The organism is Pseudomonas sp. P5_109, assembly GCF_034009455.1.
In the GTDB taxonomy this organism is placed as follows: domain Bacteria; phylum Pseudomonadota; class Gammaproteobacteria; order Pseudomonadales; family Pseudomonadaceae; genus Aquipseudomonas.
This window is the reverse complement of record NZ_CP125380.1, coordinates 6,250,019-6,275,563: the sequence shown is the minus strand read 5'-3', so window position 1 is coordinate 6,275,563 and position 25,545 is coordinate 6,250,019. Positions and strand designations below refer to the sequence as shown.

Below are 25,545 nucleotides of genomic sequence, written 5' to 3'. Positions count from 1 at the left end.
GGGTACGCCAAATGTTGCAACCAAAGCGTACGAAGTTCCGCAAGCAAATGACTGGTCACAACCGTGGCCTGGCATTGCGCGGTAGCAAAGTCAGCTTCGGCGAGTTCGCGCTGAAGTCTGTTGCTCGTGGTCGTCTCACCGCTCGTCAGATCGAGTCAGCGCGTCGTGCTCTGACCCGTCACGTAAAACGTGGCGGCAAGATCTGGATCCGTGTATTCCCGGACAAGCCTATTTCCAAGAAGCCACTCGAAGTTCGGATGGGTAAAGGTAAGGGTAACGTCGAATACTGGGTTGCCCAGATTCAGCCAGGCAAAGTCCTGTATGAAATCGAGGGTGTTTCTGAAGAGCTGGCGCGTGAGGCTTTCGCCCTGGCTGCTGCAAAGCTGCCGCTCGCCACCTCCTTTGTTAAACGGACGGTGATGTGATGAAAGCGAATGAACTTCGTGAAAAATCCGCACAGCAGCTGAACGAGCAACTGCTCGGCTTGCTGCGCGACCAGTTCAATCTGCGTATGCAGAAAGCAACTGGCCAGTTGGGGCAGTCTCATCTGCTCTCGCAAGTTAAGCGTGACATCGCTCGCGTGAAGACTGTGCTCAACCAGCAGGCAGGTAAGTAATCATGGCTGAAGCCGAAAAAACTGTCCGTACGCTGACTGGCCGTGTTGTCAGCGACAAGATGGACAAAACCATCACCGTTCTGATCGAGCGTCGCGTTAAGCACCCGATCTACGGTAAATACGTTAAGCGTTCGACTAAGCTGCACGCGCACGACGAAACCAATCAGTGCCACATCGGCGACAAAGTCACTATTCGTGAAACTCGTCCTTTGGCCAAGACCAAGTCTTGGGCGCTGGTTGATGTTCTCGAACGCGCTGTGGAAGTCTAAGGACTAGGGGTCGGAGAAATTATATGATTCAGACTCAATCCATGCTCGATGTGGCCGATAACAGCGGCGCTCGCCGCGTTATGTGCATCAAGGTGCTGGGTGGCTCCCATCGTCGTTACGCTGGTATCGGTGACATCATCAAAGTTACCGTGAAGGAAGCAATTCCTCGCGGTAAAGTGAAAAAAGGCCAAGTGATGACTGCTGTTGTAGTCCGCACTCGTCACGGCGTACGTCGTGCTGATGGCTCCATTATCCGCTTTGATGGCAACGCTGCTGTTCTTCTGAACAACAAGCAAGAGCCGATCGGCACCCGTATCTTTGGGCCAGTGACCCGTGAACTCCGTACTGAGAAGTTCATGAAGATCGTCTCGCTCGCCCCAGAAGTGCTGTAAGGAGATCCGACATGCAAAAGATTCGTCGTGACGACGAGATCATCGTGATCGCCGGCAAAGACAAAGGTAAGCGCGGTAAGGTGCTTAAGGTTCTCGCTAACAACCGTCTGGTTATTGGTGGTCTGAACCTGGTCAAGCGTCATACCAAGCCTAACCCGATGTCGGGCGTGCAGGGCGGTATCGTCGAAAAAGAAGCTCCACTGGATGCTTCTAACGTCGCCATTTTCAACGGCGAAACCAACAAGGCTGACCGCGTTGGTTTCAAAGTAGAAGACGGCAAGAAAATTCGTGTCTTCAAGTCGACCCAAAAAGCGGTTGATGCTTGAACACTGCTAGGTAGATGAGACCATGGCACGACTAAAAGAGATTTACCGGAAGGAAATTGCTCCGAAACTTAAGGAAGAACTTAAGCTTTCGAACGTGATGGAAGTTCCGCGCGTTACCAAAATCACCCTGAACATGGGTCTGGGCGAAGCGATCGGCGACAAAAAAGTCATCGAGCACGCTGTTGCTGACCTGGAAAAGATCACCGGCCAGAAAGTCGTTGTGACCTACGCTCGCAAATCCATCGCTGGCTTTAAAGTCCGTGAAGGTTGGCCGATCGGCGTCAAAGTGACCCTGCGCCGTGAGCGTATGTACGAGTTCCTGGATCGTCTGCTGTCGATCTCCCTGCCTCGGGTTCGCGACTTCCGCGGCCTGAATGCCAAGTCCTTCGATGGTCGTGGCAACTACAGCATGGGCGTGAAAGAGCAGATCATCTTCCCGGAAATCGACTACGACAAGATCGATGCTCTCCGCGGTCTGGACATCACCCTGACCACCACTGCCAAGAACGATGATGAAGGCCGCGCTCTGCTGCGTGCGTTCAAATTCCCGTTCCGCAACTGATTGGAGTAGGACCATGGCCAAGATGAGCATGAAAAACCGCGAGCTGAAGCGTCAGCTCACGGTTGCCAAGTACGCCAAGAAGCGTGCAGCACTGAAAGCTATCATCGTTGATCTGAACGCAAGTCCAGAAGCGCGTTGGGAAGCTACAGTAGCCCTGCAGAAGCAGCCACGTGACGCAAGCGCTTCGCGCATGCGTAACCGCTGCCGCCTGACCGGTCGTCCACACGGCGTTTACCGCAAGTTCGGCCTCGGCCGTAACAAGCTGCGTGAAGCTGCAATGCGTGGTGACGTACCGGGTCTGGTTAAAGCCAGCTGGTAAGTACTGTCAAAGTCTCGGTGTCCAGGATCGCAAGATCCTGACCACCGGTGGCCTTGAATCTGGATCAAGCCCCTTTTGGGGCTTGATTCATTTCTGGGGTGTGTCTAGAATACCCGGCTCGCCTGAGCCCGTGTTTTTCATGCTCGGAGATTCTCGGCGACACGTAATAGCCGCAAGGCTAATTTTTTTGTATTAGGAGCGTCTAGCCCATGAGTATGCAGGACCCGTTAGCGGACATGCTAACTCGTATCCGTAATGCCCAGATGGCTGAAAAGTCCGTCGTAAGCATGCCATCTTCCACGTTGAAGGTAGCTGTTGCCAAAGTCCTGAAGGACGAAGGTTACATTGCGGGTTATCAGATCAGCAGCGAAATCAAACCTCTGCTGTCCATCGAGCTGAAGTACTTCGAAGGCCGTCCGGTTATCGAAGAAGTGAAGCGCGTTAGCCGTCCAGGCCTGCGTCAGTACAAGTCCGTCGATGATCTGCCAAAAGTTCGTGGCGGTCTCGGTGTGTCTATCGTCTCCACCAACAAGGGTGTGATGACTGATCGTGCTGCGCGCGCTGCCGGTGTCGGCGGCGAAGTTCTTTGCACTGTGTTCTAAGGGGGGATAAGCATGTCTCGCGTCGCTAAGAACCCCGTTAAGCTGCCAGCCGGTGTCGAAGTAAAATTCGCAGGCCAACAGCTTTCGGTGAAGGGTGCCAAGGGCACTCTCGAACTGAACATCCATTCGTCCGTTGAGATCGTTGAAGAAGCTGGTGAGCTGCGTTTCGCTGCTCGCAATGGCGATCAACAGACTCGCGCAATGGCTGGTACCACTCGTGCGTTGGTAAACAACATGGTCCAAGGCGTAAGCCAAGGCTTCGAGCGCAAGCTCCAGCTGGTCGGTGTTGGTTACAAAGCGCAAGCAAAAGGCACAGTGCTGAACCTGGCTCTTGGCTTCTCGCACCCAGTGGATTACGAACTGCCGGAAGGCATCACCGCTGAGACTCCTAGCCAGACCGATATCCTGATCAAGGGCATCGACAAGCAGCTGGTAGGTCAAGTGGCCGCCGAGATCCGCGACTTCCGTCCACCAGAGCCGTACAAAGGCAAAGGTGTGCGCTACGCGGACGAAGTCGTCCGTCGTAAAGAAGCCAAGAAGAAGTAGGGCATAGCAAATGACCGACAAAAAAGTTACTCGACTGCGTCGCGCTCGCAAAGCACGCCTGAAAATGCACGAACTCGAAGTCGTGCGTCTCTGCGTGTTCCGCTCTTCGCAGCACATCTACGCCCAGGTCATTTCGGCCGACGGCAACAAAGTCCTGGCAAGCGCCTCGACTTTGGATAAAGAACTGCGTGATGGTGCCACCGGCAACATCGACGCGGCCACTAAGGTTGGCCAGCTGGTCGCTACGCGTGCTAAGGCCGCTGGCGTCTCGCAAGTGGCTTTCGACCGCTCTGGCTTCAAGTACCACGGCCGCGTTAAAGCGCTGGCTGATGCTGCTCGTGAAGCTGGGCTGGAGTTCTAAGTTATGTCAAATAACGACCAAAAGCGCGACGAAGGCTACATCGAGAAGCTGGTTCAAGTTAACCGCGTAGCCAAAACCGTTAAAGGCGGCCGTATCTTCACTTTCACCGCGTTGACCGTGGTTGGTGATGGTAAAGGCCGTGTTGGCTTCGGCCGTGGCAAGTCGCGTGAAGTGCCTGCTGCGATCCAGAAGGCAATGGAAGCTGCTCGCCGCAACATGATCCAGGTTGATCTGAACGGCACCACTCTGCAGTACGCAATGAAGTCCGCTCACGGCGCTTCGAAGGTGTACATGCAGCCTGCTTCTGAAGGTACCGGTATCATCGCTGGCGGCGCTATGCGTGCTGTCCTCGAAGTTGCTGGCGTTCAGAACGTTCTGGCCAAGTGCTACGGCTCGACTAACCCGGTAAACGTGGTTCACGCCACTTTCAAGGGTTTGAAAGCAATGCAGTCTCCTGAATCCATTGCCGCCAAGCGTGGCAAAAGCGTCAAGGAGATCTTCTGATCATGGCTACCGTAAAAGTAACGCTGATCAAAAGCATGACCGGCCGCATCCCTAACCACAAACTGTGCGTTAAGGGTCTGGGTCTGCGTCGCATCGGTCACACTGTAGAAGTCCAGGATACTCCCGAGAATCGCGGGATGATCAACAAGGCTTACTACATGCTGCGTGTCGAGGGTTAATCGATGAAACTCAATGATCTGAGTCCAGCGCCGGGTTCCCGTCGCGAAAAGCATCGTCCGGGCCGTGGTATCGGTAGCGGTTTGGGTAAGACTGGTGGCCGTGGTCACAAAGGTCAGACCTCCCGCTCCGGTGGCACCATTGCTCCAGGCTTTGAAGGCGGTCAACAGCCGCTGCATCGTCGCCTGCCGAAGTTCGGTTTCGTTTCCCTGAAGGCCATGGATCGCGCAGAAGTGCGTCTGTCCGAGCTGGCTAAAGTGGAAGGCGACATCGTCACCGTGCAGTCCCTGAAAGATGCCAACGTGATCAACGTCAACGTACAGCGTGTGAAAATCATGCTGTCCGGTGAAGTGACTCGCGCTGTCACTATCGGCAAGGGAATCGGCGCCACCAAAGGTGCGCGTGCGGCTATCGAAGCAGCTGGCGGCAAGTTCGAGGAATAAATGGCTAAGCAAGGTGCTCTCTCTGCGCTCGGCAAAGGCGGTATGTCTGAACTCTGGGCTCGTCTGCGTTTTCTGTTCCTGGCGATTATCGTCTACCGAATAGGCGCACACATCCCGGTTCCAGGTATCAACCCGGACCGACTCGCGGACCTGTTTCGACAGAATGAGGGGACCATTCTTAGCTTGTTCAACATGTTTTCCGGCGGCGCGCTGGAACGGATGAGCATCTTTGCACTGGGGATCATGCCGTACATCTCGGCATCGATCATCATGCAACTGATGACCGCCGTCAGCCCGCAGCTGGAGCAGTTGAAGAAGGAAGGTGAAGCTGGCCGTCGCAAGATCAGCCAGTACACCCGCTACGGCACTGTCGTTCTCGCTCTCGTCCAGGCCATTGGCATGTCCATTGGTCTGGCGGGGCAGGGCGTTGCGTTCACTGGTGACTTTGGCTTCCATTTCGTCGCGGTATCCACTTTTGTGGCTGGTGCGATGTTCATGATGTGGCTGGGTGAGCAGATTACTGAGCGTGGTGTTGGCAACGGTATCTCGATGTTGATTTTTTCGGGTATCGTCGCCGGTCTTCCGAGAGCGATCGGGCAGTCTTTCGAGTCTGCACGTCAGGGTGATATCAACATCTTCGCCCTGGTTGCCATCGGTTTGCTGGCAGTAGCGATTATCGGTTTCGTGGTGTTCATTGAGCGTGGTCAGCGTCGTATTGCTGTTCACTACGCCAAGCGTCAGCAGGGCCGCAAGGTCTTTGCTGCGCAGACAAGCCACTTGCCGCTGAAGGTGAACATGGCTGGTGTTATTCCGGCTATTTTCGCGAGCAGCATTTTGCTGTTCCCGGCTTCGTTGGGTGCCTGGTTCGGTCAGTCTGAAGGTATGGGCTGGTTGCAGGACATCTCGCAGTCGATCGCTCCTGGTCAGCCGTTGAATATTCTGCTGTTTAGTGCAGGGATTATTTTCTTCTGCTTCTTCTATACGGCGTTGATGTTCAATCCGAAAGACGTAGCGGAAAACCTGAAGAAGTCCGGTGCCTTTATTCCGGGCATCCGTCCAGGTGAGCAGTCTGCGCGCTACATTGATGGCGTTCTGACTCGCTTGACCATGTTCGGTGCTCTTTACATGACGGCCGTCTGCCTGTTGCCCCAGTTCCTGGTGGTTGCAGCCAACGTACCGTTCTACCTTGGCGGGACCTCGTTGCTGATCGTCGTCGTGGTTGTGATGGACTTCATGTCCCAAGTACAATCGCACCTCGTTTCGCACCAGTACGAATCCCTGATGAAGAAAGCCAACCTGAAGGGTTACGGCAGCGGCATGCTGCGCTGACCCATAAGGTTCGAGGAGTTGGTGATGAAAGTTCGTGCATCGGTGAAAAAGCTGTGCCGTAACTGCAAGATTATTCGCCGCGAAGGTGTTGTTCGAGTAATTTGCAGCGCGGAACCGCGTCACAAACAGCGCCAAGGCTGAGTGTGATTGTGCTTCAAGCCCGGCAGCTAGTGCGCTGCCGGGTTGATTATTTGTTATTACAGCGATATTATCTCGCGCCCTATTTCTTGGCTTCCGGGGCGTAGGTAGCTGTCAATTGGAGTCCCACTGAATGGCCCGTATTGCAGGCGTTAACATTCCAGATAACAAGCATACTGTTATCTCGCTGACCTACATCTATGGTGTTGGTCGCACTACTGCACAGAAAATTTGTGCAGAGACTGGGGTAAACCCAGCAGCAAAGATCAAAGATCTGAGCGACGAGCAAATTGAACAGCTGCGTGGCGAAGTGGCGAAGTTCACCACTGAAGGTGACCTGCGTCGCGAAATCAACATGAAAATCAAGCGCTTGATGGACCTCGGTTGCTATCGCGGTCTGCGTCATCGTCGCGGTCTTCCAGTACGCGGTCAGCGTACCAAGACCAACGCGCGTACCCGTAAAGGTCCGCGTAAGCCGATCCGCAAGTAATCGCCCCAGCGAATCGACAGGAATTTAATCATGGCAAAACCTGCTGCTCGTCCTCGTAAAAAAGTTAAAAAGACAGTGGTTGATGGCATCGCCCACATCCATGCATCTTTTAACAACACCATCGTGACCATTACCGACCGTCAAGGTAACGCTCTTTCCTGGGCTACCTCCGGTGGTTCGGGTTTCCGCGGTTCCCGCAAGTCCACCCCGTTTGCTGCTCAAGTAGCTGCTGAACGTGCTGGTCAAGCTGCGCTGGAATACGGCCTGAAAAACCTCGACGTCAATGTCAAAGGTCCAGGTCCAGGTCGTGAATCCGCAGTCCGCGCTTTGAACGGCTGTGGCTACAAGATCGCCAGCATCACCGACGTGACGCCAATCCCGCACAACGGGTGCCGTCCGCCGAAGAAGCGCCGCGTGTAATCCAGGAGATTGTAAAGAATGGCTCGTTACATTGGTCCAAAATGCAAACTCGCTCGTCGCGAAGGCACCGATCTCTTCCTGAAGAGCGGCGTGCGCGCGATCGAATCGAAGTGCAACATTGAAGCAGCACCTGGTATCCACGGCCAACGCCGCGGTCGCCAGTCCGACTACGGCACCCAACTGCGTGAAAAGCAGAAGGTCCGTCGTATCTACGGCGTTCTCGAGCGTCAATTCAGCGGCTACTACAAAGAAGCTGCTGGCAAGAAAGGTGCAACCGGTGAGAACCTGCTGCAACTGCTCGAATGCCGTCTGGACAACGTTGTATACCGTATGGGCTTTGGTTCGACTCGTGCCGAATCCCGTCAGCTGGTATCGCACAAGTCGATCAGCGTAAACGGTCAGACCGTTAACGTTCCGTCCTACCAGGTTCGTGCTGGTGACGTGGTTGCTGTTCGCGAGAAAGCAAAAAATCAACTTCGCATTGTCCAAGCTCTCGATCTGTGTGCCCAACGTGGCCGCGTAGAATGGGTAGAAGTAGACACTGAGAAGAAGTCGGGCGTTTTCAAGAACGTTCCAGCTCGCAGTGATCTGTCCGCCGACATCAACGAAAGCCTGATTGTCGAGCTCTACTCCAAGTAAGGGCTAGAAAATAGGTGCATCCATGCAGATTTCGGTAAATGAGTTCCTGACACCCCGCCACATTGATGTGCAGGTTGTCAGTCCAACCCGCGCCAAGATCACTCTCGAGCCTCTCGAGCGTGGTTTCGGCCATACCCTGGGCAACGCGCTGCGCCGCATCCTGTTGTCCTCAATGCCCGGCTGTGCAGTAGTCGAGGCCGAGATTGACGGTGTGCTCCACGAGTACAGCGCCATCGAAGGTGTACAGGAAGACGTAATTGAAATCCTGTTGAACCTTAAAGGTCTGGCTATCAAGCTGCACGGTCGTGACGAAGTTACGCTGACCTTGTCGAAGAAGGGTTCGGGGGTGGTTACCGCTGCCGATATTCAGCTGGATCATGATGTCGAGATCGTTAATCCCGATCACGTAATCGCTAACCTGGCGTCTAACGGCGCCCTGAACATGAAGCTCGTAGTAGCTCGTGGTCGTGGTTATGAACCGGCAGACTCGCGTCAGAGCGATGAAGACGAAAGCCGCAGCATCGGTCGCTTGCAGCTTGACTCTTCGTTCAGCCCGGTTCGCCGTATCGCATACGTGGTGGAAAACGCCCGTGTCGAGCAGCGTACTAACCTGGACAAGCTGGTTATTGATCTGGAAACCAACGGTACTCTGGATCCTGAAGAGGCTATTCGCCGCGCTGCAACCATCCTGCAACAGCAGTTGGCTGCGTTCGTCGACCTCAAAGGTGACAGTGAGCCAGTGGTTGTCGAGCAGGAAGACGAGATCGATCCGATCCTGCTTCGCCCGGTTGACGATCTGGAACTGACTGTACGTTCGGCTAACTGCCTTAAGGCGGAAAACATTTACTACATCGGTGACCTGATTCAGCGTACCGAAGTGGAACTGTTGAAGACTCCGAACCTGGGCAAGAAATCCTTGACTGAAATCAAGGACGTTCTGGCCTCCCGCGGTCTGTCCCTCGGCATGCGCCTCGACAACTGGCCGCCTGCAAGTCTTAAGAAGGACGACAAGGCGACTGCCTGATCGTCGTAATCACCGAACGTAGTGTTTGGTAAGGAATGAACCATGCGTCATCGTAAAAGTGGTCGTCACCTGAGCCGCACCAGCTCGCACCGCAAGGCCATGTTCCAAAACATGGCGGTGTCGCTGTTCGAGCACGAGCTGATCAAAACTACTCTGCCAAAAGCTAAAGAACTGCGTCGCGTTGCTGAGCCGCTGATCACTTTGGCCAAGATAGATAGCGTTGCTAACCGCCGTCTGGCTTTCGACCGTACTCGTTCGAAAGCTATCGTTGGTAAGCTCTTCAACGACCTGGGCAAGCGTTACGCTACCCGTGAGGGTGGCTACCTGCGCATCCTCAAGTGCGGTTTCCGCGCTGGCGACAACGCGCCTATGGCGTACGTCGAGTTGGTTGATCGTGCTACTGCTGGCGAAGCTGTATCCGCCGAGTAAGACGTCAGTCTGAAACAAGGAACCGGGCCTAGTGCCCGGTTTTTTGTGCCTGTAAGAAAAACGCGCCGTTCATACAATCCTCGAATCTTTCCCGTTGTCAGTATGGGATGGGGATGATCATTAGTATTTCTCTATCGATGTCTGCAAGTTAATGAATTTGTAGCTGTCATATTGATGATCAATACTCCTTCTCAGCCGATTAGCCGGCAGTTAAAGACCGACAGAGGAAGGAATTTCGCATGAGCCAAAACACAACGCTTACAACCGCCAGTGGCGCTCCTGTTGCCGATAACCAGAATTCCCGTTCCGCCGGCCCTCGTGGCCCGCTGCTGCTCGACGACTTCCACCTGATCGAGAAGCTTGCCCACTTCAACCGTGAAAACATCCCTGAGCGCCGTGTACACGCCAAAGGCTCGGGTGCCTACGGTACGTTTACCGTGACCAGCGATATCAGCCAATACACCAGTGCCAAGCTGTTCGAAGCGGTTGGCAAGCAAACTCCGACGTTCCTGCGGTTTTCCACCGTGGGTGGTGAGCGTGGTTCGGCCGATACCGAGCGTGATCCGCGTGGCTTTGCCCTGAAGTTTTACACCGAGGAAGGCAACTGGGACATCGTCGGCAACAACACCCCGGTGTTCTTCATTCGCGATCCACTGAAGTTTCCAGACTTTATCCACACCCAGAAGCGCTTGCCGCAAAGCAACCTCAAGAGTGCCCAGATGATGTGGGACTTCTGGTCGCATTCGCCCGAGGCGCTGCATCAGGTCACCATCCTGTTCTCCGACCGGGGTATCCCTGACGGCTACCGTCATATGCACGGCTTTGGTAGCCACACTTACAGTCTTATCAACGCTCAAGGTGAGCGTCACTGGGTGAAGTGGCACTACAAGACCAAGCAGGGGATCAAGAACCTTGCTCCTGCCGAGGCTGCGCGCCTGGCGGGTGCCGATCCGGATTACGCCCAGCGTGACTTGTTCAATGCCATCGAACGCGGCGATTTCCCGAAATGGCGCGTGTGCATTCAGATCATGACCGAGGCTCAGGCGGCAGCGCATTACGAGAACCCGTTTGATGTGACCAAAACCTGGTCGCAGAAAGAGTTTCCACTGATTGAAGTGGGCGAACTGGAGCTCAATCGCAATCCGCAGAATTACTTTGCGGAAGTCGAGCAGGCGGCGTTCGGTCCCAGCAACATGGTGCCAGGCGTTGGCCTCTCGCCGGATCGTATGCTGCAAGGCCGGGTGTTCGCCTATGCGGACGCGCACCGCTACCGTGTCGGCACCAATCACCAACAACTGCCAGTCAATGCTCCGCGCAGCCCGGTCAACACCTACCAGCGCGACGGCTCAATGGCTTTTGGCAGCAATGGCGGTGCGGCGCCGAACTACGAGCCAAACAGCTACGTCGAGTCGCCGAAGCAGGCGCCTCGTTATGCAGAGCCGGCATTGGCCCTGAGCGGTGCAGCCGATCGTTATGATCACCGCGAAGATACCGACTACTACAGTCACGCAGGCGCATTGTTCCGCTTGATGTCTGCAGAGCAGAAATCATTGCTGGTCAGCAACATCGCTGGTGCGATGGCGGGTGTGTCGAGTGACGTGGTTGATCGCCAGTTGCAGCATTTCTTCAAGGCGGACCCGGCGTATGGAGAAGCAATCGCAAAGCTGCTCAACGTACAGCTTAACGAAGTCTAAATGAGAAGCAGAACCGCCCTTGTTTGGGCGGTTTTTGCGTTATTTCAGCTGATTTTCTCAGAATATCTTCGCTTTTATTGCGTCTTCCGAGTGACGATATGGCCGTGTTGGTTCAAACTACAACTTTCAAGCAGGGAGATGTAGGGCGATGCAAGGCCACCCAGATGTGATCGATTACCTCAACACGTTGCTGACCGGCGAACTGGCTGCGCGTGATCAATATTTCGTCCATTCGCGGATGTATGAGGACTGGGGTTTCACCAAGCTCTACGAACGAATCAACCACGAGATGGAAGAAGAGGCTGGGCACGCTGATGCTCTGATGCGCCGGATTCTGATGCTCGAAGGCACGCCGCGCATGCGTCCGGACGATCTTGATGTCGGCACCACGGTCACTGAGATGCTCGAAGCGGATCTACGCCTGGAATACAAGGTGCGGGCTGCGCTGTGCAAGGGCATCAAGCTCTGCGAGCAGCACAAAGATTATGTCAGCCGCGAAATGCTGCGGGTTCAATTACATGACACTGAAGAAGATCACACCTACTGGCTCGAAAAGCAGTTGGGTCTGATCAAGTTGATCGGGCTTGAGAACTACCTGCAATCCCACGCCTGATTCAGCGGATACAAAAAAAGCCCCTGTCACTGACGAAGTGACAGGGGCTTTTTCATGGCACCCGGTTAAGCCCGGTCACGCTCCAGCAAAGGCTTGAGGTAGTAACCGGTATGAGACTGCTTCATCTCGGATACTTCCTCCGGCGTGCCGACGGCAATGATTTGCCCGCCCTTTGAACCACCTTCCGGACCGAGGTCCACAAGCCAGTCGGCGGTCTTGATCACGTCCAGGTTGTGCTCGATCACCACCACGGTGTTGCCGTGGTCGCGCAGGCGATGCAACACGTCCAGCAGTTGCTGGATATCCGCGAAGTGCAGGCCGGTGGTCGGTTCATCGAGGATGTACAGGGTCTTGCCGGTGTCACGCTTGGACAGTTCGCGGGACAGTTTTACCCGCTGGGCTTCACCACCGGAGAGCGTGGTCGCCGATTGCCCAAGCTTGATGTACGACAGGCCGACGTCCATCAATGTTTGCAGCTTGCGCGCCAGGGCTGGTACGGCATCGAAGAACACCCGCGCTTCCTCGATGGTCATCTCGAGGGTTTCGTGGATGCTCTTGCCCTTGTACTTGATCTCCAGGGTCTCGCGGTTGTAACGCTTGCTCTTGCACACGTCGCAAGGCACGTAGATGTCCGGCAGGAAGTGCATCTCGACCTTGATCAGGCCGTCGCCCTGGCAGGCTTCGCAGCGGCCGCCCTTGACGTTGAAGGAGAAACGCCCCGGCCCGTAGCCACGGGAGCGAGACTCCGGTACGCCGGCGAACAATTCGCGGATCGGCGTGAACAATCCGGTGTAGGTCGCCGGGTTGGAGCGCGGGGTCCGGCCGATCGGGCTCTGGTCGATGTCCACGACCTTGTCCAAGTGCTCCAGGCCCTTGATGCTGTCGTGGGCGGCGGCCTCAAGCGTGGTGGCGCCATTCAGTGCCGTGGCGCTCAGCGGGAACAGCGTGTTGTTGATCAGCGTCGACTTGCCCGAGCCGGATACGCCGGTGACACAGGTCAGCAGGCCGATCGGAATTTCCAGGTCGACATTGCGCAGGTTGTTGCCACGCGCACCCTTGAGCGCCAGCGTCAGCTTCTTGTTGCGCGGTGTGCGCTTGGCCGGGACTTCGATCTTCACCCGGCCCGACAGGTATTTGCCCGTCAGCGAGTCCGGATGCGCCATGACCTCGGCGGGTGTGCCCTCGGCGACGATATGCCCGCCGTGCACGCCGGCGCCCGGGCCGATGTCCACCACGTAGTCAGCCAGGCGAATGGCATCTTCGTCGTGCTCGACCACGATCACCGTGTTGCCGATATCGCGCAGGTGCTTGAGGGTGCCCAGCAGCCGGTCGTTGTCGCGCTGATGCAGGCCGATGGAGGGTTCGTCGAGGATGTACAGGACACCCACCAGGCCGGCGCCAATCTGGCTGGCCAGACGAATACGCTGGGCCTCGCCACCGGACAAGGTGTCGGCGCTGCGGTCCAGCGACAGATAGTCGAGGCCGACGTTGACCAGAAACTGCAGACGCTCGCGGATTTCCTTGAGGATCTTGTCGGCGATTTCGCCACGGCGACCGGTAAGCTTGAGCCCGCCAAAATAATCGGATGCATCGCCGATCGGCAGGTTGGTCACCGCCGGCAGGGTTTTCTCGCCAACCCAAACGTGCCGCGCTTCGCGACGCAGGCGGGTGCCACGGCAGTCCGGGCACGACTGGGTGCTGAGGAACTTGGCCAGCTCTTCGCGCACCGAAGCGGATTCGGTTTCGCGGTAACGGCGCTCCAGGTTCGGCACGATGCCTTCGAACGGATGCGAGCGTTTGACGATGTCGCCACGGTCGTTCAGGTACTTGAAATCGACGTTTTGCGAGCCGCTGCCGTGCAGGATGAATTTCTGCTGATCGGCTGGCAGTTCGTTGAACGGTACTTCCAGGCTGAATTTGTAGTGGGCCGCCAGCGACCCGAGCATCTGGAAGTAATAGACGTTGCGCCGATCCCAGCCGCGAATTGCCCCTTCGGCCAGTGTCAGTTCGCCGTTGACCAGACGCTTGATATCGAAGAACTGCTTTACCCCCAGGCCATCACAAGTCGGGCAAGCGCCGGCCGGGTTGTTGAAGGAGAACAGCTTGGGTTCCAGCTCGCTGATGGCGTGGCCGCAGATCGGGCAGGCAAAGCGTGCGGAGAAGATCATCTCTTCACCGGGCTCGTCGTCCATCGGAGCCACCAGGGCGATGCCGTCCGCCAGCTTCAGCGCGGTCTCGAAAGATTCGGCCAGGCGTTGTTGCAGGTCGGCGCGGACCTTGAATCGGTCGACCACGACATCGATGGTGTGCTTTTTCTGCTTGTCGAGCTTCGGCGCTTCGTCCAGCTCGTAAAGCTTGCCGTTGATTCGGGCACGAACGAAGCCTTGCGCGCGCAGTTCTTCGAAAACCGACAGGTGCTCGCCTTTGCGTTCGCGGATGACCGGGGCCAGCAGCATCAGCTTGCTGCCTTCCGGCTCGGCGAGAACCAGGTCGACCATTTGGCTGACGGTCTGCGCTTCCAGCGGGATATCGTGATCCGGGCAGCGCGGAATACCCACGCGTGCATAAAGCAGGCGCAGGTAGTCGTAGATTTCGGTAATGGTGCCGACCGTCGAACGCGGGTTGTGCGAGGTCGATTTCTGTTCGATGGAGATTGCCGGCGACAGGCCTTCGATGGTGTCGACGTCGGGCTTTTCCATCATCGACAGGAACTGCCGGGCGTAGGCCGACAGCGATTCGACGTAGCGGCGCTGACCTTCGGCGTACAGGGTGTCGAACGCCAGGGACGACTTGCCGGAACCGGACAGGCCGGTGATAACGATCAGCTTGTCCCGTGGCAGGGTCAGGTCGATGTTCTTCAGGTTGTGGGTTCGAGCCCCACGAATCAGGATCTTGTCCAAGGTGGCCTCGCTCGGCGGGCGTCGAAAACGTAGGAGTATACGGCCAAATACTGGATGGATGCACACTATCAAACGAGTGGGCTACTGTCTTACATGAAGAGTGTGTCAGCAATGCGCGTCAAAGCGTCGCGATATACCCCGCCAATCGATGGGACTGGTAGAATCGCCGCCGGTTCACATGAGGTTTTTCCATGCACGATCCCCACAGCGAGCGCATGAGTGGCAGCGAGACCCGCGCGGCAAGCGGTCTGGCCCTGGTGTTCGCCTTCCGTATGCTTGGCATGTTCATGGTGTTGCCGGTACTGGCGACCTATGGGATGGATCTGGCCGGAGCCACGCCGGCCCTGATCGGCCTGGCGATTGGCGCTTATGGCCTGACCCAGGCGGTTTTCCAGATTCCTTTCGGTTTCATTTCCGACCGCATCGGTCGCCGCCCGGTGATTTACCTGGGCCTGATCGTGTTTGCCCTCGGCAGCCTGCTGGCAGCCAATGCCGATTCGATCTGGGGTGTGATCGCCGGGCGAATCCTGCAGGGCGCCGGGGCGATTTCCGCAGCGGTCATGGCCTTGCTGTCCGACCTGACCCGCGAGCAACACCGGACCAAGGCCATGGCCATGATCGGCATGACCATCGGCCTGTCGTTTGCGGTGGCCATGGTGGTCGGCCCGCTGCTGACCCGCGCTTTCGGCCTGTCCGGGTTGTTCCTCGCCACCGGCGGCATGGCATTGTTCGGCATTGTGATCGTGATGTTCATGGTGCCGCGTTCCACCGGCCCGTTGCAGCATCGTGAGTCCGGTGTAGCGCGCCAGGCGCTGATCCCGACGCTCAAGCATCCGGACCTGCTGCGTCTGGACCTGGGCATTTTTGTGTTGCACGCGATGTTGATGTCCAGCTTCGTCGCCTTGCCGCTGGCGCTGGTCGAGAAGGCCGGGCTGCCCAAGGAGCAGCACTGGTGGGTGTACCTGACCGCGCTGCTGATTTCTTTCTTCGCCATGATCCCGTTCATTATCTACGGCGAGAAGAAACGCAAAATGAAACGAGTTTTGCTCGGCTCCGTCGTGACGCTGCTGCTCACTGAGCTATTCTTCTGGCAGTTTGGCGATAGCTTGCGGTCTCTGGTGATCGGTACGGTGGTGTTTTTCACCGCGTTCAATCTGCTGGAAGCCTCGTTGCCGTCGCTGATCAGCAAGGTTTCACCGGCAGGCGGCAAGGGCACGGCGATGGGGGTTTATTCCACCAGCCAGTTCCTCGGCTCGGCACTGGGGGGAATCCTCGGTGGCTGGCTGTTCCAGCATGGCGGTCTGTCGGTTGTGTTCCTCGGATGCGCCGGTCTGGCTGCCCTCTGGCTAGCCTTTGCTGTTACCATGCGCGAACCTCCCTACGTCACAAGCCTGCGCTTGCCGTTGTCGCCCGAGGCGATCCGCGAAGCGGGTCTGGTCGAGCGCCTGAAGGCGGTCGTAGGGGTAACAGATGCAGTCATCGTCGCGGAAGAGGCGGCGATTTACATCAAACTGGACACCGAACTATTGGATCGCACCACCCTTGAGCGCCTGGTGAACAACCCGGCCGAGGCAGCGTGCGTAGCCTAGGAGAACGTTATGGCCCGTGGGGTTAACAAAGTCATATTGGTCGGCACTTGCGGCCAGGATCCCGAAGTTCGCTACTTGCCTAACGGTAATGCCGTGACCAACCTGAGTCTGGCAACCAGCGAACAGTGGACCGACAAGCAAACTGGTCAGAAAGTCGAAAAGACCGAATGGCACCGTGTGTCGATGTTCGGCAAGGTTGCGGAAATCGCCGGCGAATACCTGCGTAAAGGTTCGCAGGTGTACATCGAAGGCAAGCTGCAGACCCGTGAGTGGGAAAAAGACGGTATCAAGCGTTACACCACCGAAATCGTGGTCGACATGCAAGGCACCATGCAACTGCTGGGCGGTCGTCCACAGGGCGACCAGCAGGGCCAGGGCGGCGGTAACAACTACCAGCAATCCGCTCCGCGCCAGCAGGCTCCGCGTCCACAGCAGTCGGCGCCGCAGCAGTCGCGTCCGGCTCCACAGCAGGCCGCTCCTCAACCAGCTCCGGATTTCGACAGCTTTGATGACGATATTCCGTTCTAAAGCTGCTGAAAGCCTGCAAACGGCAAGCTGAAAAACAAAACCCGCACTTCGGTCTGAAGTGCGGGTTTTTTATGGTCGGTGATATTTAGTTGCAGGCTCAGGCCGCGAGGAAATCGTTGGCCGACACCACGCTGGCATACGCAAACGCCAGGGCTGCCATGAACGCCGCATGAACCTGGGCCGCCGGTACATTCACGCCATTGAATTCCAGGTCACGGGTGGCGCAGGCGTCGTGGATCACGGTCACCTTGTAGCCAAAGTCCGCCGCCGCACGGGTGATGCCGTCGACGCACATGTGGCTCATGCTGCCCACGACCACCAGTTCCTTGATGCCTTGTTCGTCGAGGATCGATTTCAGCTCGGTTTCGCGGAACGAGTTGACGAAGTGCTTGAGCACCACCGGTTCGTCGGCGCGGTTGAGCACTTTGGGGTGCAGCTTGGCGCCTTCGGAGTTCGGGGTGAAAAACGGCGCCTCTTCGGACGTGAATTCGTGGCGGATGTGCACCACCGAATCACCGGCATCGCGGAAGGCCTTGATCAGGCGAACGGCGTTGTCCGCAGCGGCGTCGGCGCCGACCAGCGGCCACTTGCCTTGTGGGAAGTAGTCGTTCTGGATATCGACTACGATGAGCGCTTGCTTGGCCATGACTGTTTCCTCGAAGTGTGTGTTGGTGTGGAATGAAGTATTGGCTCTGGCCGGCGATCCGGGGATTGGTCGCACCGACAATAGAAGGGGGAAAACTGACAATGGATGCAGAAAGGGCAATCGCTGAGCTGGGCGTGCTGATCTATCCCGGCGCGCAGATGGCGGCGGTGCATGGCTTGACGGATTTGTTCGGGGTGGCCAACCGGATTGCCGCCGAACATCAGTCTGCGCAGTTGCCGCTGTTGCGGGTCAGCCATTGGCAGGTCGAAGGCGATCAGTTGCCGGCGCGGGTCTTCGACAGCCATCCCGGTCCGGAGCGCGCCCTGGTGGCCGTGTTGATTCCCCCGTCGATTGCCGGATTTACCGAGGGCCAGGCGCCACAGGGATTGATCCGCTGGTTACGCGAGCAACATGCCGGCGGCGCGACACTGGGCGGGGTTTGCGTGGGGTCTATCCTGTTGGCGGAAAGCGGTCTGCTCGATGGCCGCAGTGCCACCACCCACTGGACCTCGGCCAAAGCCTTTGCCGAGCGTTACCCGTCAATCAGGCTCAAGGCCGATACGCCAATTGTCGATGACGGCGACCTGATCACCACTGCCGGGTTGATGGCCTGGTCCGAGCTGGGGCTGCGCCTGGTCAACCGTCTGCTGGGGCCGAGCATTGCCACCAGCACCGCGCGGTTTCTGGTGGTGGAGCACAGCGACAGCGCCAGTGAGTGCGGCAGTAATTTTGCACCGATCCTCAGCCATGGTGATGCGGCGATCCTCAAGGTGCAGCACTGGCTGCAAAGCACCGGGGCGACGGATGTATCACTGGCGGCGATGGCCGAAAAGGCAGGCATGGAAGAACGTACCTTCCTGCGCCGATTCCGTGCGGCCACCGGCCTCAAACCCACCGAATACTGCCAGCATCTGCGAGTCGGCAAGGCCCGGGAAATGCTCGAATTCACCAACGGCACCATTGACCACATCGCCTGGACCGTGGGTTATCAGGACCCCGGGGCGTTTCGCGCGACCTTCAAGAAAATCACCGGGCTGGCGCCGAGTGTTTATCGGACGCGGTTCGGGGTGACGCCGGGGGCCGCGACGTGGTAGACGCAGCACCACAAATCCCCTGTGTGGGGCTTGCTCGCGAAAGCGGTGCGTCAGTCAACATCAGCCTCGCTGACAGATAGCATTCGCGAGCAAGCCCACTCCCACATGGGGTCTGTGCCAGTCCTGAGTCGTGCAAAATGCCGGAGTATCAAAGGGCGTCGTGCAGAATAAAACAGGCCCCATGCCATCACTTTATGGGCAACGGTCTGATTTAAAACGCCTTATGCCACAACGAGCCTTGGCCTGATCCCTGCACCCCTTCAACTACATTCATCAAGCGTCGATTGAAGGGGGATGCATGACCCCAACAAACCGCAAGAAACTGGTGGTCGCCCATTCGGTGCTCGCCAACGCGCCGCTGCATGAAGTCGAAACCAACCGTGCGCTGGCCCGCTGGCTGGCGCAGATATTGGGGCTCAAGTACGGCGGCAGCTACGATCCGCAGTTGCACGACGGACGGGATCTCTACCTGTTGCCGACCCAGACACTTGTGGGCGCTGCGGCTGCCCGGCAACTGGGGGTCAAGGGACCGGAAGATTTGTGGGGTGGTTATGTCGACCACGACTTCATCTGCACCAAGGCCATCAGTCACGGATTGCTCAACCGCCATGCCCATGCGCCGCCAGGCTGGGCTCCATTGTTTTCCGAGCGGGTGCGCAGCGTGGTGCTCGACGGTCTCAGCGTCTTCTCCCTGAAGGACGCGCGTCCGGCGGCGGAGCATCTGTTGTACACCGGGCCGATCCGCCTGAAGCCGATTCATGCCTGTGCCGGACGCGGTCAGGAAGTGATCAAAAGCCTCGACGGGTTCGATGAAGTGCTCGCCAGGCCAGAGGCCGGGACTACGTTCACCGAAGGCGTGGTGCTCGAACAGGATCTGGACCAGGTGATCACCCACAGCGTCGGCCAGAGTTTTATTGGCGGCAAGATCCTCAGTTACTGCGGTGATCAATACCTTACCGAAGACGCGCAGGGCGAGGCTGTGTATGGCGGGTCCAACCTGCTGGTGGTGCCGGGCGACTACGACGAATTGCTGAAACTGGATCTGCCGGAAGATGTGCGCCTGGCGATTCATCAGGCGCAGGTGTTCGACAAGGCGGCGGATGAAGCCTATCCCGGCTTTTATGCCTCGCGGCGCAACTACGACATCGCCCAAGGTGTTGACAGTGACGGGCAGGCGCGCAGCGGTGTGCTCGAACAGTCCTGGCGCATGGGTGGTGCCAGCAGTGCCGAAGTGGCGGCGTTGCAGAGTTTCGTCAACGATCGGGGGATGCGCGCGATCCGGGTGTCTTCGGTGGAAACCTACAACGATCAGCCGCTGCCTGCAGACGCCATCGAGGTGTACCGCGGGCCGGCGCAGACCAGTGACTTTCTGCTCAAGTACGTAACGGTCAAATCCTATGACGGCTAGAAGCGAATCCATTCAGATCGACATCGACAACGAACAGATGAGCGGGACTTTTCTGAGCCCCAAATCGAAAGTCCCCGGCGTGCTCTTCGTGCACGGTTGGGGCGGCAGTCAGGAGCGGGACCTGGAGCGCGCCAAAGGCATCGCCGGGTTGGGCTGCGTGTGTCTGACTTTCGACCTGCGCGGGCACACCGGCGGCACCGGCATTCCATTGTCCCGGGTGACCCGCGAAGACAACTTGCGCGACCTGCTGGCAGCCTATGATCGCCTGCTCGCGCACCCGGCCCTCGATACCTCGGCGATTGCCGTGGTCGGCACCAGTTACGGGGGGTATCTGGCCTCGATCCTGACCTCGCTCAGACCCGTGCGCTGGCTGGCGCTACGGGTGCCGGCGCTGTATCGCGACGAGCAATGGCACGCGCCGAAACGCGATCTGGACAAGTTGGATCTGCGTGACTATCGAAGCACCCTGGTGCGTGCCGACAGTAACCGCGCCTTGCATGCCTGTTCGCAATTCACCGGGGATGTCCTGCTGGTGCAGTCCGAGACTGACGATTACGTGCCCCATGCGACGATCATGAGCTACCGCGCGGCGTGCCAGCAGACTCATTCACTGACTCACCGCATCATCGACGGCGCCGACCATGCCTTGAGTGAGCCGGTTTCCCAACAGGCCTACACCTCGATCCTCGTCGACTGGATTACCGAGATGGTGGTAGGGGAGCGGTTGAGCATTATTCAATCGTCCTGAGATTTGTGGTGATCTTGCGGACGCCTTCGCGGGCAAGCCCGCTCCCACAGGGTCCGTTGGTGGATGCAAATTCTATGGTACGCCTTCGATCCTTGTGGGAGCGGGCTTGCTCGCGAAGGCGTCCTCACAACCAGCACAAAATCACTTGGGTTTCCTGGAAATCCGCAACGACTTGGCCTTGGCCTCCACCAGCAAATACATCACCAGGGCAATCAACAGCGGCAGAATGAAGTAAATCGCTCGATAGGCCAGCAGTCCCGCCACCAGGCTGCCTCGCGAAACCTCATGTTGCAGCAGCGCCACGAACACCGCCTCGAGCACGCCGAGCCCGGCCGGGATGTGGGTGATGACCCCGGCGATGGCGCTGATCAACAGCACGCCCAGCACCAATGGATAATCCAGTTTGCCCGGCAGCAAAGTGAAAATCACCGCCGCCATCAGCGCCCAGTTCAGGGCCCCGAGGGCCAGTTGCAGCACCGCCATGCGCAGCGATGGCAGGTCAATTTCGATACCGCGAATCGCCCACTCCCGACGTTTGGCAAACCGGCACGCCGCCAGGTACCCGGCGCTCAGCAGTAGCAACAAAATCCCTACGCCTTGCAGCGCGCTACTGCTGAGCTTCCAGCCCGGCGGCATGCGCACCAGCCCGCTGCTGAACACGGCGCCGGCAATCACCATGTAGCCGAACCAGTTGGTCGCCAGGCTCAGGCCGAGGATTTTCGCGATGTTGCTCTTGCTGACCCCGAGCCGCGAATACAGCCGGTAACGCATGGCGATACCGCCGACCCAGGCGCTCAGGTTGAGGTTGAAGGCATAGCTGATGATCCCCACGGGCAGGATCTGCTTCCATGTCAGGTTCTGGCGGATGTAGGTGCGGCCGATCAGGTCGAAGCAGGCGTACACCAGAAAGCTCACCAGGGTCAGCCCCGACGCAATGATCAGCGTGCGCACCTTGAAATCGGCCAGGTTATCGAACACTTCGTTCCATTCGAGGCGCTGGGCGAGCGTCGCGAACAGCACGATCAGCATCAGGAAAAACAGCATCGTCAGCGGTCGTTTCCAGCGACCCCAATGGGACTTGCCCGGGCTCTTTGCATGGGCTGGCGCGTGGGTCTCAGCGCGGTTCATGGTCGGCGCTCCCGGTTGGGGGTTGGAAGGGTTTTAGGTGCGGTTTATGCGCCGGCAACCAACCGGCCCATGCCGGGAAATGCCGCAGGAAGTGAAACACCAGAAAACCGATGGTCATGTGCCAGACACGCCCGCGTGGCGTGATGTCGAAAGACATGGCCTTGCAGTGGTTGTCGCTGAGGTCTTCCAGGCGATCGAACAGATGTCGATTGAAACCGCGGTCACGGATCAGCACGTTGGCTTCCAGATTCATCGCCAGGCTCAACGGGTCGAGGTTACTGGAGCCGACGGTGCTCCAGTCTTCATCCACCAACGCGACCTTGCCGTGCAGCGGACGGTCGCAGTATTCGTAGATCTTCACCCCGGACTTCAGCAGGTAGTCGTAGGTCATGCGCGCGGCGAGCTTGGCCACCAGCATGTCTGGCTGGCCCTGCAGGATCAGCCGCACATCCACGCCCCGGCGGGCCGCATTGCGGATCTCGCGCAGCAGGCGGAAACCGGGAAAGAAGTAGGCGTTGGCGATCACCACTCGGCGCTGCGCCTGGCGCAACACCTGGCGGTAAACCTCTTCGATGTCGGCCGGGTGTTCAGCGTTGTCGCGGTACACCAGACGCACCTGGCCATCGTGATCGCTGAAGGCCAGTTCCGAACGCCGCAACCGGCGCCGTTGCCACCAGTATTTGGCCCGCACCGGGCGACCGCATTGCAGCAGGGCGAAGTGATGGATATCGGCCACGGCCGGGCCTTGCACTTCCACGGAATAATCCTGTTTGGCCTCGGGGCCGAAGTCGGCCAGATGATCGGCGGAGAAGTTGATCCCGCCGACGAAGGCGACGCTGCCATCCACCACCACAATCTTGCGGTGCAGGCGCCGGAACCAGTTGGTGCGGATGCCCAGGCGTTTCGGTGCCGGGTCGAACATTTGCAGATGTACGCCGGCCGCAGTCAGGGCGGTGAGAAAGCCAGTGCTCAGTTCGCCGCAACCAAAGCCGTCGAGGCTGACGGTGGTGCGCACACCGCGCTGGGCGGCTTCGATCAATATCTGTTGCAGCTCATTGCCGACCTTATCCTCAAACAAAATGAAGGTTTCCAGCAGGATTTCACTTTGCGCCCTGCGCAGGGCTTCAAACACCCGGGGAAAGTACTCCTCGCCATTTTCCAGCAACTCGACCCGGTTGCTGCCTTGCCAGCCATATTCGACATCGACCGCTGTCGGCTCGCGGGTCGGCGGGGCAGGGATATGTTGCAGCGTGGTTTTTTCCATCGACTGGCTGCTCATAGCTCGATCTCCACCGACAGCGGGACGTGGTCGGAAAGGTGCGACCAGGGTCGGGAGGTCAGTACTTGCGGATGGCTGGCCTTGAGGTTGCGCACGTAAATGCGGTCCAGGCGCAATGCCGGCAAGCGCGCGGGAAAACTGCGTGCCGGTTTTCCATGCTGCGCGGCGAAGACTTCACGCAGGCCACTGGGTTTGAGCACTGCATCGGCGCGCTGGCGCCAGTCGTTGAAGTCCCCGGCGACAATCACCGGGGCATCGCCGGGCACGGCATCCAGGCGTTGGGCAAGCAGTTTCAGTTGCGCGATGCGATGGCTTTCGCGCAGCCCAAGGTGCACGCAAATCGCATGCACCTCCCGGCCGTCGCCGGGCAAACGCAACACGCAATGCAAGAGCCCGCGGTTCTCGTGGCCGCTGATGGACACGTCGAGGTTGTCGTGGCGGATGATCTGGAATTTCGACAGCAACGCATTACCGTGATCGCCCGTCGGATACACCGCATTGCGGCCATAGGCGAACTGCGGCCAGAGGGTGTCGGCGAGGAACTCGTATTGCGGCATCGCCGGCCAATTGGTGTAGCGCTTGGGGTGCAGTTCGTGGGTGCCGTGGACTTCCTGCAAAAACACCACATCGGCAGATACGCTGCGCACCGCTTCACGCAGTTCCGGCAGGATGAAACGCCGGTTGAGTGCGGTGAATCCTTTATGGGTGTTGACCGTCAGCACCGTGAAGCGGCGCACCGTCGTGTTGATGGGCGTCTGTTCATCCGTGACGCCGACCGGCTCGGGAATGCTCATGGCAACGCACCTTCGGCGGCAGGTTTGCCGGGGACGGTGGCGAGGTTTTTGTCGAGGTGCAGACGCTCCAGCAAAAGGCGTGCATCAAAGGGCGCGCGGACTTTGCTGTCGTTATCGAAATAGCGGAACACTTCCCGGGACTTGCACGCCTTGGGTTTTTGCCGGGGCGCGATCAATTGTGGATCGTCCGGTTGTTGTCCGTGATGCCAGGCTTCGATCCGCTCGCCCCAGCGCTTCAGTGCTTGCGGGGTATAACCGCTGGCGTAGAGTTCCTCGGCGCCATGCAGGCGCAGGTAGACGAAGTCGCTGGTGATGTCCTCGCGGTACGGCCATTTGCCTGCGGTGTCGGCGATGACCAGTGCCGTGTTGTAGCGCTTGAGCAAGCGCACGAACAGCGGATCGACAAAGCTCTCGTGACGGATTTCCACGGCATGGCGCAAGGGCTGCTTTGTGTAAGCTTTCAGGCTGGCGTGGCCATTGACGTGGGCATCGTGCTGGCGGGCCAGGGTGGCGGCCTTTTCAGTTTCGCGGGGCAATTGGTCGAGGAAGGTTTCGAACAGTTCGGCATCGAATTTGAAACTGGGTGGAAACTGCCAGAGGATCGGGCCGAGTTTTTCTTTCAGTTCCAGAACCCCGGAAGCGAAGAAATTCGCCAGAGGCTTGTGGATGTCACGCAGGCGCCTGATGTGGGTAATGAAGCGCGGGGCTTTTACGCTGAAGACGAAACCCGCCGGGGTTTCGCCATACCACTGCGCATAACGTTCGGGCCGTTGCAGGGCGTAGAACGATCCATTGATTTCGATGCTGTTGACCGCCCGGGAGGCGAATTGCAATTCGCGCCTCTGGATCAGGCCCTTGGGGTAGAAGTCTCCCCGCCAGGGCACATAGCGCCAGCCTGAAATACCGATATGAATCGCCGCCATGTTGCCTTCTCCGGTCTGCCTACCCTGTCTTGGGATGACTACGGGGCAACGGCGAAAGTTTCGGCGTCGGTACGGACGGTACGCCTTGCCGGTTCTGTAGGAGCCGGCTTGCTGGCGAAAGCGCTGTGTTAGTCACTTCCATGTCGACTGTTCCGCCGCCATCGCCGGCAAGCCGGCTCCTACAGGGGGGGCCGTGACCGGCAATGATTGGCGTTGAACTCTCGGCATAGACCGGGCCGAGGTGAGGCCGGTGAACATGATGGCGATCGCGCTGGCGGCTTTTTCCTTCGGCACTAGACTGGTGGCGATGGTCGAGCCGATCAAGAAAAACACCCCGTGAGCCCGGCCGGTGCCGATCCGTGCGAGGATCAACGACTCTCCGGAGATTGATTCGATGGAGCGCAGTGTCGGGATTTGGCTCGTTCAGAAAAATACAGGGATGGACATTTGATATTTGCGTGTAGATCAAATATCGCGATGGCCGGTGCATACTTGTGGCGAGGGGGCTTGCCCCCGTTCGGCTGCACAGCAGTCGTGAATCCATTGCATGCGGTGTATCAGATGAATTCGACCAGGAGGTTTTGGGGGAGCTTCGCACCCCAACGGGGGCGAGCC

33 protein-coding genes and 1 pseudogene are annotated in these 25,545 nt (G+C 58.2%); 27 read left to right on the top strand and 7 right to left on the bottom strand.

Annotated elements, in window-relative coordinates:
• Window positions 1–11: 11 nt before the first annotated feature.
• The 22 genes from rplP (at window position 12) to bfr (ending at window position 11,893) form a co-directional block, all read left to right on the top strand.
• The gene (rplP, locus tag QMK54_RS27970; protein WP_003228729.1) at window positions 12–425 is read left to right on the top strand and encodes a 50S ribosomal protein L16; all 414 of its coding nucleotides are present in this window, start codon (window positions 12–14) and stop codon (window positions 423–425) included.
• Complete coding sequence (gene rpmC / locus QMK54_RS27965) at window positions 425–616, top strand: 50S ribosomal protein L29 (protein ID WP_002555481.1); 192 nt, start codon at window positions 425–427, stop codon at window positions 614–616. The genes rplP and rpmC overlap by 1 nt, the downstream gene beginning before the upstream one ends.
• A 2-nt stretch (window positions 617–618) precedes the next feature.
• Complete coding sequence (gene rpsQ, locus QMK54_RS27960; protein ID WP_003176419.1) at window positions 619–885, top strand: 30S ribosomal protein S17; 267 nt, start codon at window positions 619–621, stop codon at window positions 883–885.
• Window positions 886–908: 23 nt separating this feature from the next.
• Window positions 909–1,277, top strand: a complete 369-nt coding sequence (rplN, locus tag QMK54_RS27955) for a 50S ribosomal protein L14 (protein WP_002555479.1) — start codon at window positions 909–911, stop codon at window positions 1,275–1,277.
• 11 nt (window positions 1,278–1,288) lie between these two features.
• Window positions 1,289–1,603, top strand: a complete 315-nt coding sequence (gene rplX / locus QMK54_RS27950) for a 50S ribosomal protein L24 (RefSeq protein ID WP_003176416.1) — start codon at window positions 1,289–1,291, stop codon at window positions 1,601–1,603.
• A gap of 22 nt (window positions 1,604–1,625) precedes the next feature.
• The gene (gene rplE, locus QMK54_RS27945; protein ID WP_003210069.1) at window positions 1,626–2,165 is read left to right on the top strand and encodes a 50S ribosomal protein L5; all 540 of its coding nucleotides are present in this window, start codon (window positions 1,626–1,628) and stop codon (window positions 2,163–2,165) included.
• 13 nt (window positions 2,166–2,178) lie between these two features.
• Entirely contained in the window at window positions 2,179–2,484 is a 306-nt protein-coding gene (gene rpsN / locus QMK54_RS27940; RefSeq protein WP_003176414.1) for a 30S ribosomal protein S14, read from the top strand.
• A gap of 209 nt (window positions 2,485–2,693) precedes the next feature.
• A complete protein-coding gene (gene rpsH / locus QMK54_RS27935; protein WP_003186040.1) occupies window positions 2,694–3,086 on the top strand; it encodes a 30S ribosomal protein S8 in 393 nt (130 codons plus the stop codon).
• Between the two features lie 12 nt (window positions 3,087–3,098).
• Window positions 3,099–3,632: a 50S ribosomal protein L6 gene (rplF, locus tag QMK54_RS27930; RefSeq protein ID WP_003176412.1), complete on the top strand. Its 534-nt coding sequence runs from the start codon at window positions 3,099–3,101 to the stop codon at window positions 3,630–3,632.
• A gap of 10 nt (window positions 3,633–3,642) precedes the next feature.
• On the top strand, window positions 3,643–3,993 hold the full coding sequence (rplR, locus tag QMK54_RS27925; RefSeq protein WP_003186037.1) for a 50S ribosomal protein L18: 351 nt from the start codon (window positions 3,643–3,645) through the stop codon (window positions 3,991–3,993).
• Window positions 3,994–3,996: 3 nt separating this feature from the next.
• On the top strand, window positions 3,997–4,497 hold the full coding sequence (rpsE, locus tag QMK54_RS27920; protein ID WP_003186035.1) for a 30S ribosomal protein S5: 501 nt from the start codon (window positions 3,997–3,999) through the stop codon (window positions 4,495–4,497).
• A 2-nt stretch (window positions 4,498–4,499) separates the two neighbouring features.
• Complete coding sequence (gene rpmD, locus QMK54_RS27915) at window positions 4,500–4,676, top strand: 50S ribosomal protein L30 (RefSeq protein WP_003176408.1); 177 nt, start codon at window positions 4,500–4,502, stop codon at window positions 4,674–4,676.
• Window positions 4,677–4,679: 3 nt separating this feature from the next.
• Window positions 4,680–5,117 carry a 50S ribosomal protein L15 gene (gene rplO / locus QMK54_RS27910; RefSeq protein WP_003228720.1) on the top strand — a complete coding sequence of 146 codons (438 nt, stop codon included), beginning with the start codon at window positions 4,680–4,682 and terminating at the stop codon, window positions 5,115–5,117.
• On the top strand, window positions 5,118–6,446 hold the full coding sequence (gene secY / locus QMK54_RS27905) for a preprotein translocase subunit SecY (protein ID WP_003228718.1): 1,329 nt from the start codon (window positions 5,118–5,120) through the stop codon (window positions 6,444–6,446). It abuts the gene before it with no gap.
• A 24-nt stretch (window positions 6,447–6,470) separates the two neighbouring features.
• The gene (gene rpmJ / locus QMK54_RS27900; RefSeq protein WP_002555468.1) at window positions 6,471–6,587 is read left to right on the top strand and encodes a 50S ribosomal protein L36; all 117 of its coding nucleotides are present in this window, start codon (window positions 6,471–6,473) and stop codon (window positions 6,585–6,587) included.
• Window positions 6,588–6,717: 130 nt separating this feature from the next.
• Window positions 6,718–7,074, top strand: coding sequence for a 30S ribosomal protein S13 (gene rpsM / locus QMK54_RS27895; RefSeq protein ID WP_009045849.1), 357 nt, complete (start codon window positions 6,718–6,720; stop codon window positions 7,072–7,074).
• Window positions 7,075–7,104: 30 nt separating this feature from the next.
• Window positions 7,105–7,494 (top strand): 30S ribosomal protein S11, encoded by a 390-nt coding sequence (gene rpsK, locus QMK54_RS27890; protein WP_002555466.1) that lies wholly within the window; start codon window positions 7,105–7,107, stop codon window positions 7,492–7,494.
• An 18-nt stretch (window positions 7,495–7,512) separates the two neighbouring features.
• A complete protein-coding gene (gene rpsD / locus QMK54_RS27885) occupies window positions 7,513–8,133 on the top strand; it encodes a 30S ribosomal protein S4 (RefSeq protein ID WP_003176404.1) in 621 nt (206 codons plus the stop codon).
• A 22-nt stretch (window positions 8,134–8,155) separates the two neighbouring features.
• Entirely contained in the window at window positions 8,156–9,157 is a 1,002-nt protein-coding gene (locus tag QMK54_RS27880; protein WP_007970428.1) for a DNA-directed RNA polymerase subunit alpha, read from the top strand.
• Window positions 9,158–9,199: 42 nt separating this feature from the next.
• A complete protein-coding gene (rplQ, locus tag QMK54_RS27875; protein WP_046041617.1) occupies window positions 9,200–9,586 on the top strand; it encodes a 50S ribosomal protein L17 in 387 nt (128 codons plus the stop codon).
• 239 nt (window positions 9,587–9,825) lie between these two features.
• Window positions 9,826–11,280: a catalase gene (locus QMK54_RS27870; RefSeq protein WP_320401650.1), complete on the top strand. Its 1,455-nt coding sequence runs from the start codon at window positions 9,826–9,828 to the stop codon at window positions 11,278–11,280.
• Between the two features lie 148 nt (window positions 11,281–11,428).
• A complete protein-coding gene (gene bfr, locus QMK54_RS27865; RefSeq protein WP_007970123.1) occupies window positions 11,429–11,893 on the top strand; it encodes a bacterioferritin in 465 nt (154 codons plus the stop codon).
• Window positions 11,894–11,958: 65 nt separating this feature from the next.
• Here bfr and uvrA read toward each other — a convergent pair whose 3' ends face one another.
• Window positions 11,959–14,793 carry an excinuclease ABC subunit UvrA gene (gene uvrA / locus QMK54_RS27860; protein WP_218486197.1) on the bottom strand — a complete coding sequence of 945 codons (2,835 nt, stop codon included), beginning with the start codon at window positions 14,791–14,793 and terminating at the stop codon, window positions 11,959–11,961.
• 191 nt (window positions 14,794–14,984) lie between these two features.
• On the opposite strand from uvrA, the gene QMK54_RS27855 reads away from it, so the two are divergent.
• Together QMK54_RS27855 and QMK54_RS27850 are read left to right on the top strand one after the other, a co-directional pair.
• Window positions 14,985–16,382 carry an MFS transporter gene (locus QMK54_RS27855; RefSeq protein WP_110657346.1) on the top strand — a complete coding sequence of 466 codons (1,398 nt, stop codon included), beginning with the start codon at window positions 14,985–14,987 and terminating at the stop codon, window positions 16,380–16,382.
• A 9-nt stretch (window positions 16,383–16,391) separates the two neighbouring features.
• Complete coding sequence (locus tag QMK54_RS27850; protein ID WP_007984430.1) at window positions 16,392–16,910, top strand: single-stranded DNA-binding protein; 519 nt, start codon at window positions 16,392–16,394, stop codon at window positions 16,908–16,910.
• Between the two features lie 97 nt (window positions 16,911–17,007).
• On the opposite strand, the gene QMK54_RS27845 is transcribed toward QMK54_RS27850, so the two are convergent.
• On the bottom strand, window positions 17,008–17,556 hold the full coding sequence (locus QMK54_RS27845; RefSeq protein WP_110660253.1) for a cysteine hydrolase family protein: 549 nt from the start codon (window positions 17,554–17,556) through the stop codon (window positions 17,008–17,010).
• 101 nt (window positions 17,557–17,657) lie between these two features.
• Between QMK54_RS27845 and QMK54_RS27840 the strand changes: the two genes are divergently transcribed.
• From QMK54_RS27840 to QMK54_RS27830, 3 genes are all read left to right on the top strand, one after another.
• Window positions 17,658–18,650, top strand: a complete 993-nt coding sequence (locus QMK54_RS27840; protein ID WP_320401649.1) for a GlxA family transcriptional regulator — start codon at window positions 17,658–17,660, stop codon at window positions 18,648–18,650.
• 298 nt (window positions 18,651–18,948) lie between these two features.
• Window positions 18,949–20,058, top strand: a complete 1,110-nt coding sequence (locus QMK54_RS27835) for a DUF3182 family protein (RefSeq protein WP_320401648.1) — start codon at window positions 18,949–18,951, stop codon at window positions 20,056–20,058.
• The gene (locus tag QMK54_RS27830) at window positions 20,048–20,806 is read left to right on the top strand and encodes an alpha/beta hydrolase family protein (RefSeq protein ID WP_223590071.1); all 759 of its coding nucleotides are present in this window, start codon (window positions 20,048–20,050) and stop codon (window positions 20,804–20,806) included. Before QMK54_RS27835 ends, QMK54_RS27830 begins: the two co-directional genes overlap by 11 nt.
• Window positions 20,807–20,947: 141 nt before the next feature.
• Here the strand turns inward: QMK54_RS27830 and QMK54_RS27825 are convergent, their stop codons facing one another.
• The 5 genes and pseudogenes from QMK54_RS27825 to QMK54_RS27805 all read right to left on the bottom strand — a co-directional run.
• Window positions 20,948–21,934: a lysylphosphatidylglycerol synthase domain-containing protein gene (locus QMK54_RS27825; RefSeq protein ID WP_110662069.1), complete on the bottom strand. Its 987-nt coding sequence runs from the start codon at window positions 21,932–21,934 to the stop codon at window positions 20,948–20,950.
• Window positions 21,921–23,213: a cardiolipin synthase ClsB gene (clsB, locus tag QMK54_RS27820; RefSeq protein ID WP_110662068.1), complete on the bottom strand. Its 1,293-nt coding sequence runs from the start codon at window positions 23,211–23,213 to the stop codon at window positions 21,921–21,923. The genes QMK54_RS27825 and clsB overlap by 14 nt, the downstream gene beginning before the upstream one ends.
• On the bottom strand, window positions 23,210–24,007 hold the full coding sequence (locus QMK54_RS27815; RefSeq protein ID WP_223590075.1) for an endonuclease/exonuclease/phosphatase family protein: 798 nt from the start codon (window positions 24,005–24,007) through the stop codon (window positions 23,210–23,212). Before QMK54_RS27815 ends, clsB begins: the two co-directional genes overlap by 4 nt.
• The gene (locus QMK54_RS27810; protein WP_320401647.1) at window positions 24,004–24,930 is read right to left on the bottom strand and encodes a DUF72 domain-containing protein; all 927 of its coding nucleotides are present in this window, start codon (window positions 24,928–24,930) and stop codon (window positions 24,004–24,006) included. Before QMK54_RS27810 ends, QMK54_RS27815 begins: the two co-directional genes overlap by 4 nt.
• Before the next feature lie 234 nt (window positions 24,931–25,164).
• A pseudogene (locus tag QMK54_RS27805) lies at window positions 25,165–25,308 on the bottom strand (MFS sugar transporter); the annotation flags it as partial.
• Between the last annotated feature and the right edge of the window lie 237 nt (window positions 25,309–25,545).

Bases quoted from the DNA above. Each gene is read 5' to 3' on its own strand.
- rplP (WP_003228729.1), top strand. From the start codon at position 12: ATGTTGCAACCAAAGCGTACGAAGTTCCGCAAGCAAATGACTGGTCAC.
- rpmC (WP_002555481.1), top strand. From the start codon at position 425: ATGAAAGCGAATGAACTTCGTGAAAAATCCGCACAGCAGCTGAACGAG.
- rpsQ (WP_003176419.1), top strand. From the start codon at position 619: ATGGCTGAAGCCGAAAAAACTGTCCGTACGCTGACTGGCCGTGTTGTC.
- rplN (WP_002555479.1), top strand. From the start codon at position 909: ATGATTCAGACTCAATCCATGCTCGATGTGGCCGATAACAGCGGCGCT.
- rplX (WP_003176416.1), top strand. From the start codon at position 1,289: ATGCAAAAGATTCGTCGTGACGACGAGATCATCGTGATCGCCGGCAAA.
- rplE (WP_003210069.1), top strand. From the start codon at position 1,626: ATGGCACGACTAAAAGAGATTTACCGGAAGGAAATTGCTCCGAAACTT.
- rpsN (WP_003176414.1), top strand. From the start codon at position 2,179: ATGGCCAAGATGAGCATGAAAAACCGCGAGCTGAAGCGTCAGCTCACG.
- rpsH (WP_003186040.1), top strand. From the start codon at position 2,694: ATGAGTATGCAGGACCCGTTAGCGGACATGCTAACTCGTATCCGTAAT.
- rplF (WP_003176412.1), top strand. From the start codon at position 3,099: ATGTCTCGCGTCGCTAAGAACCCCGTTAAGCTGCCAGCCGGTGTCGAA.
- rplR (WP_003186037.1), top strand. From the start codon at position 3,643: ATGACCGACAAAAAAGTTACTCGACTGCGTCGCGCTCGCAAAGCACGC.
- rpsE (WP_003186035.1), top strand. From the start codon at position 3,997: ATGTCAAATAACGACCAAAAGCGCGACGAAGGCTACATCGAGAAGCTG.
- rpmD (WP_003176408.1), top strand. From the start codon at position 4,500: ATGGCTACCGTAAAAGTAACGCTGATCAAAAGCATGACCGGCCGCATC.
- rplO (WP_003228720.1), top strand. From the start codon at position 4,680: ATGAAACTCAATGATCTGAGTCCAGCGCCGGGTTCCCGTCGCGAAAAG.
- secY (WP_003228718.1), top strand. From the start codon at position 5,118: ATGGCTAAGCAAGGTGCTCTCTCTGCGCTCGGCAAAGGCGGTATGTCT.
- rpmJ (WP_002555468.1), top strand. From the start codon at position 6,471: ATGAAAGTTCGTGCATCGGTGAAAAAGCTGTGCCGTAACTGCAAGATT.
- rpsM (WP_009045849.1), top strand. From the start codon at position 6,718: ATGGCCCGTATTGCAGGCGTTAACATTCCAGATAACAAGCATACTGTT.
- rpsK (WP_002555466.1), top strand. From the start codon at position 7,105: ATGGCAAAACCTGCTGCTCGTCCTCGTAAAAAAGTTAAAAAGACAGTG.
- rpsD (WP_003176404.1), top strand. From the start codon at position 7,513: ATGGCTCGTTACATTGGTCCAAAATGCAAACTCGCTCGTCGCGAAGGC.
- QMK54_RS27880 (WP_007970428.1), top strand. From the start codon at position 8,156: ATGCAGATTTCGGTAAATGAGTTCCTGACACCCCGCCACATTGATGTG.
- rplQ (WP_046041617.1), top strand. From the start codon at position 9,200: ATGCGTCATCGTAAAAGTGGTCGTCACCTGAGCCGCACCAGCTCGCAC.
- QMK54_RS27870 (WP_320401650.1), top strand. From the start codon at position 9,826: ATGAGCCAAAACACAACGCTTACAACCGCCAGTGGCGCTCCTGTTGCC.
- bfr (WP_007970123.1), top strand. From the start codon at position 11,429: ATGCAAGGCCACCCAGATGTGATCGATTACCTCAACACGTTGCTGACC.
- QMK54_RS27855 (WP_110657346.1), top strand. From the start codon at position 14,985: ATGCACGATCCCCACAGCGAGCGCATGAGTGGCAGCGAGACCCGCGCG.
- QMK54_RS27850 (WP_007984430.1), top strand. From the start codon at position 16,392: ATGGCCCGTGGGGTTAACAAAGTCATATTGGTCGGCACTTGCGGCCAG.
- QMK54_RS27845 (WP_110660253.1), bottom strand. From the start codon at position 17,556: ATGGCCAAGCAAGCGCTCATCGTAGTCGATATCCAGAACGACTACTTC.
- QMK54_RS27840 (WP_320401649.1), top strand. From the start codon at position 17,658: ATGGATGCAGAAAGGGCAATCGCTGAGCTGGGCGTGCTGATCTATCCC.
- QMK54_RS27835 (WP_320401648.1), top strand. From the start codon at position 18,949: ATGACCCCAACAAACCGCAAGAAACTGGTGGTCGCCCATTCGGTGCTC.
- QMK54_RS27830 (WP_223590071.1), top strand. From the start codon at position 20,048: ATGACGGCTAGAAGCGAATCCATTCAGATCGACATCGACAACGAACAG.
- QMK54_RS27825 (WP_110662069.1), bottom strand. From the start codon at position 21,934: ATGAACCGCGCTGAGACCCACGCGCCAGCCCATGCAAAGAGCCCGGGC.
- clsB (WP_110662068.1), bottom strand. From the start codon at position 23,213: ATGAGCAGCCAGTCGATGGAAAAAACCACGCTGCAACATATCCCTGCC.
- QMK54_RS27815 (WP_223590075.1), bottom strand. From the start codon at position 24,007: ATGAGCATTCCCGAGCCGGTCGGCGTCACGGATGAACAGACGCCCATC.
- QMK54_RS27810 (WP_320401647.1), bottom strand. From the start codon at position 24,930: ATGGCGGCGATTCATATCGGTATTTCAGGCTGGCGCTATGTGCCCTGG.